Source organism: Corallococcus sp. CA054B, from assembly GCF_003611625.1.
GTDB classification, from domain to species: domain Bacteria; phylum Myxococcota; class Myxococcia; order Myxococcales; family Myxococcaceae; genus Corallococcus; species Corallococcus coralloides.
Window position 1 is genome coordinate 1 of the sequence record NZ_RAVY01000345.1, and the last position, 4,584, is coordinate 4,584.

The window sequence follows — 4,584 nt, forward strand, 5'->3', positions numbered from 1 at the left end:
GCCCTCCCCCGATGGACCGGGAGGCCATGCCCCCTCCGGAGCTGGGCAGCGTGCGCGTGCTCGTGGTGGACGACGAGGAGGACGCGCGCGAGTTCCTGCGCACGCTCCTGGAGGACAGCGGCGCCCACGTGGCGACCGCGGGCTCCGCGATGGAGGGGCTCCAGGTGCTCCAGGCGGAGCATCCGGACGTGCTCGTCTCCGACATCGGCATGCCGGTCACGGACGGCTACGGCTTCATCGAGCGCGTGCGCGCGCTGTCCGCCGCGAAGGGAGGCCACACCCCGGCGGTGGCCCTCACCGCGTACGCCCGCTCGGAGGACCGCACCCGCGTGCTGCGCGCCGGCTTCCAGAGCCATGTGCCCAAGCCGGTGGAGCCCGGGGAGCTGCTCGCCGTCATCGCCTCGCTCGCGGACCGGTACCCCGCGCTTCCGAAGGCGTGACGGCCAGGCCCCGTGGGACAACGGACATGCCCGCACGCATCCTCCTTTCCAGCGGGCGGGGGCAGGGCTTACCTTTCCCCCAATGCGTCCGCCGCCCGGACAAATGGCGATGTTCGACGCCCCGGCGCCCGGGCGTGAGCCGGCGCGCTCGCGGGTGCCCTCGCGCGAGGACGCGCTGCCCCGGGCCGCGGAACTGGCCCGGCGCGTGTCCGCCCTGCTGGGCCGGCCCGTGCACCTGCGTCTGACGGACAACCGCGCCACCCTGGTGAGCTACCGCCGCCTCCCCGAAGGCGTGCGCCTGCGCCTGCACCACCTCTTCCTGGACGCACCCGACGCCGTGGTGCGCGCCCTGGCCCTCTACGTGGCCGGTGACACCGCCGCCCGCGAGGTGCTGGAGGCCTTCAGCCACGCCCACCACGGCCAGGTGCGCCGGGAGCGCAGGCCCGGCGCCCCGCTGCGCACGCGCGGCCGCTGCTTCGACCTCAAGGCCGTCCACGCCCGGCTGGACGCGGCGTACTTCGACGGGCGCGTGCACGCCGTGGAGGTGGGCTGGGCCCGCCGCCCCGCGCGCCGCACCCGCCGCACCATCCACCTGGGCGGCTACGACGCACGCCTGCGCGAGGTGCGCGTCCACCCCGCGCTGGACCGCCCCACCGTGCCCGCCTTCGTCGTGGACTTCATCGTCTTCCACGCCCTGCTGCACGCGGACCTCGCCGCCACCCATACCGTCCAGGACGCCGGTCCCGACGCACACGACGACGCCGGCCGCTGCGCCGCGGAACACACCGCGGACTTCCTCGCCCGCGAGGCCGCCTTCCCCCTGCGCGAGGCCGCCTGGCGCTGGCTCCTGGAAAATCTGTCATCGCTGCGGCGCGGGTGACCGCCCGTCCCACCTGTCGACATGTTTCAGACAGGTCACGGCCGCTGAGACACGCCCCGAAGAGAGTGGCCTGCGGGGGGCGCACACTGCATGCTGTCCCCCGATGCGCTTTTTCAGCGTGGAAGAGGCCAGCCGGCTGGTGCCGTTGCTGACGAAGACCTTCGGACGCGTGCGCCCGTGGGTGGAGCGCGTGCAGAAGCTGGCGGAGGTGCTGGACGGCCCGGAGGCCCCGCCCGACACCGCCGAGGTGCGCACCTTCCGCGAGGAGCGCGACGAGCTGCTGGAGCGCATCCGCGGTGAGCTGGGCCCGCTCCAGGAGATGGGCCTGGAGATAAAAGGCGCGGACGGCCTGGTGGACTTCCACGCGCGGCGCGGCGAGGAGCCCGTCTACCTCTGCTGGCGCTACGGCGAGAACGCCGTGGCGCACTGGCACGACCTGAAGGCCGGCTTCTCCGGACGCCGCCCCATCGACAGCCCGGACGACTTCGAGCCCACCTACCTGAGCTGAGAGCGCCCCGTCACTTCGACAGGCTCTGGTGCAACAGGCCCAGCTTGTTGCGCGCGGAGAGCAGCTGCTGGCGCAGGGACTCCGCCTGCCGGCCGATGTCGGTGAACTTCGCCTCCTCCGCCGCGCGCGTCAGCGTGGCCGCGTCGTCCGCCACCTCCGCCATGCGCGCCTGGAGCGCGGTGAAGACCTCCGTGAGCCGCGCCTCCTCCTCCGCCGTGCGCGTGGCCTGCTGGCGCAGCGCCGCGAACTCCTGCATGCGCCCGTTGAGGTCCGCCGCGCTCTGCCCCAGCGCCCCGTAGCGCGTGAGCAGCTCCTTGAACACCTCCGTGCGCTGCTGCAGCTCCTGCGCGCACACGTTGACCGCGTCCGCCTGCGCCTGCTGCCGGTTGCGCACCCCGGTGATGGCCTGCACCAGCGCGCCCACGCGCATCCGCAGCGCGTCGTCCAGGTCCGCCAGGTCCTTGAGCGTCTTCGACGCGCGCTCCAGGTGCTTCTCCGACATCAGGGGCGCCTCCTTCAGCTGCTCCGACAGCGCCTCGAAGCGCAGCAGCTCGGCGTCGAGCGCCTGGGCGGCGGAGACCAGCTCGGAGGACGGGGGCGTGTCACGCTTGCTCATGGGGCCGGGAGGATGCCATGCCGCCTGCCCCTCCCTTCAGGTCGCCTGCCTGCCTCGGGAGCCTGTGCTCGGGGGAGGACACTGCGGGCTCCAGGCCTCGCCAATGGAAGGAGGCGTCTCCAGTTTTCCGTGACACGTCGCGTCCGGAGGTCTGAACCCATGCCCGTGGATTTCTCCATCACCGTGCTCGTCACTGGCGCCACCGGCCAGCAAGGCGGTGCCGTCCTCCGCAAGCTCGCTGACCGGGGGCACCACGTGGTGGCGCTGGTGCGGGACGCGGACGCCCCGGCCGCCCGCGCCCTGCGCAGGCCCGGCGTCACCCTGGCCCAGGGCGACTATGACGACCCCGTCTCCCTGGAGAGCGCCATGCGCGGCGTGGACGCCGTCTACGCCATGGCCACGCCCTTCAGTGGGGGCGGCGTGGACGCGGAGGTCCAGCACGGCAAGAACCTGGCGGACGCGGCGAAGCGCGCCAACGTGCGGCACTTCGTGTACTCGTCCGTGGCGGGCGCGTCGGAGCTCACCGGCGTCCCGCACTTCGACAGCAAGCACGCCGTGGAGCTGTACCTGCGGCGCCGGGACATGCCCTTCACCATCCTGGCCCCCACCTTCTTCATGGAGAACCTCCTCCACCCGCCCACGCGCGACCTGCTGGCGGAGGGGAAGCTGGCCCTGGGGCTGCCCGCGACGCGCGGCCTCCAGATGGTGGCGGTGGACGACCTGGCCGGCTTCGCGATGCACGTGCTGAGTGACCCGGAGCGCTTCATCGGCGAGCGCATTGAAGTCGCCTCCGACGAGGTGACGGGCCAGCAGGCCGCCGCGCTGCTCTCCATGGTGGGCGGCCATCGCATCAACTTCGAGCAGATCCCGTTGGATCAGCTCCAGCAGCAGAGCGAGGACCTGGCGGCCATGTTCGAGTGGCTGGACCGCGTGGGCTACCACGCGGACATCCTCACCCTGCGCAACAGCTACCCGCGCGTGGGCTGGCAGACCTTCGAGGCCTGGGCACGCCATCAGGAATGGGACTTCGTCAACGCGCCCGCCTGGCCCGCCACCGCGGCCGAACCGGTGACGCCCCAGCCGTAGGGTCCCCGGCCAGCCCGCCCGCTGCCCGGGGTGGAGGACGGCGCATGTCATCCCCTGAACGCCGCACGCCCTACCTTGAAGTACGAGGAGGCATGCGATGCGTGGAGCACTGGGAGTGGGGGCCCTGGGGTTGATGCTGATGGCGGGCTGCGCGGCGGAGACGAAGCTGCGGCCCGTGCCGGAAGCGGGAGTCCTCCAGGGCGGCAAGAGCAGCGCCATCACGGAACAGGAAGGCGTGCGGCTCACGGCGGACGGCTCGGCGTGGCACGGCTCACCGTCCGACCTGGAGCGCCGGGTCACCCCCGTCTACGTCCGGCTGGAGAACCAGGGGCAACGCCCGCTTCGCCTCCAGTACAAGGACTTCGCGCTGGTGGGTCAGGAGTCGCGCTTCCGCTACAGCGCGCTGCCGCCCCTGTCGCTGCGGCGAGCCAGCTCGTCACGCGACACGGAGGCCCCCGCGCGCATCAGCCCGGCGATGTACCCCGCGGGCAGGGTGTGGGTGGGCGGCGGCTACGGCTACGGGCCCTGGCGCGGCTGGGGGCCCGGCTGGTACGGCGGCCCCTGGGGCTGGGGCAGCCCCTTCTACGGGCCGTACCCGTACTACTACGAGCAGCCGCTGCCCACCGAGGACATGCTCAACAACGCGCTGCCGGAGGGCACGCTGGAGCCCGGCGGCACGCAGGAGGGCTTCCTCTACTTCCAGGGCGTGGCCCACCGAGAGAACGCGGTGACGCTCCAGCTGAAGCTGGTGGATGCGCGGACAGGAGAGCCGTTCGGTTCAATGGGCATCCCCTTCCAGGTGAGCAACTAGTCAGTGCAGCAGCGTGCTGGGGGGCGCGTAGGGGGAGCGCCCCCCGTCGTGCGCCAGGTCGAGCAGCGGTGCTTCCTCCGGCTGCCCCAGCGCGCGCCGCACGTCCGCGCCCTTCAGGGGCAGCCCCATCAGCGGCCCCAGCGGGAACAAATCCAGCGCGCCGGTCAGCAGCGGCACCAGGCCCGTCAGCGCCACCATCGCGCCCCGGGGCGTGCCCGTGCCCAGCCCGCCCAGGACCAGGCC

Annotated in this window: 7 protein-coding genes; 5 read left to right on the forward strand and 2 right to left on the reverse strand. The window is 72.8% G+C overall.

The window, feature by feature from the left end; translation table 11 throughout:
* The 3 genes from D7V80_RS40255 to D7V80_RS40265 form a co-directional block, all read left to right on the forward strand.
* A partial coding sequence (locus D7V80_RS40255; protein ID WP_147447382.1) for a response regulator occupies positions 1–440 on the forward strand: 440 nt, incomplete at its 5' end.
* Between the two features lie 109 nt (positions 441–549).
* On the forward strand, positions 550–1,320 hold the full coding sequence (locus tag D7V80_RS40260) for a hypothetical protein (RefSeq protein WP_120593061.1): 771 nt from the start codon (positions 550–552) through the stop codon (positions 1,318–1,320).
* A 103-nt stretch (positions 1,321–1,423) separates the two neighbouring features.
* Positions 1,424–1,828, forward strand: coding sequence for a DUF2203 domain-containing protein (locus tag D7V80_RS40265; protein ID WP_014393208.1), 405 nt, complete (start codon positions 1,424–1,426; stop codon positions 1,826–1,828).
* A 10-nt stretch (positions 1,829–1,838) separates the two neighbouring features.
* Here D7V80_RS40265 and D7V80_RS40270 read toward each other — a convergent pair whose 3' ends face one another.
* Positions 1,839–2,444: a hypothetical protein gene (locus tag D7V80_RS40270; RefSeq protein ID WP_120593062.1), complete on the reverse strand. Its 606-nt coding sequence runs from the start codon at positions 2,442–2,444 to the stop codon at positions 1,839–1,841.
* A gap of 159 nt (positions 2,445–2,603) precedes the next feature.
* Between D7V80_RS40270 and D7V80_RS40275 the strand changes: the two genes are divergently transcribed.
* Together D7V80_RS40275 and D7V80_RS43780 are read left to right on the forward strand one after the other, a co-directional pair.
* A complete protein-coding gene (locus D7V80_RS40275) occupies positions 2,604–3,530 on the forward strand; it encodes an NmrA/HSCARG family protein (protein WP_120593063.1) in 927 nt (308 codons plus the stop codon).
* 97 nt (positions 3,531–3,627) lie between these two features.
* Positions 3,628–4,341, forward strand: a complete 714-nt coding sequence (locus tag D7V80_RS43780; RefSeq protein ID WP_304988481.1) for a hypothetical protein — start codon at positions 3,628–3,630, stop codon at positions 4,339–4,341.
* Here D7V80_RS43780 and D7V80_RS40285 read toward each other — a convergent pair.
* On the reverse strand, positions 4,342–4,584 hold a 243-nt coding region (locus tag D7V80_RS40285), incomplete at its 5' end, for a hypothetical protein (RefSeq protein ID WP_120593064.1).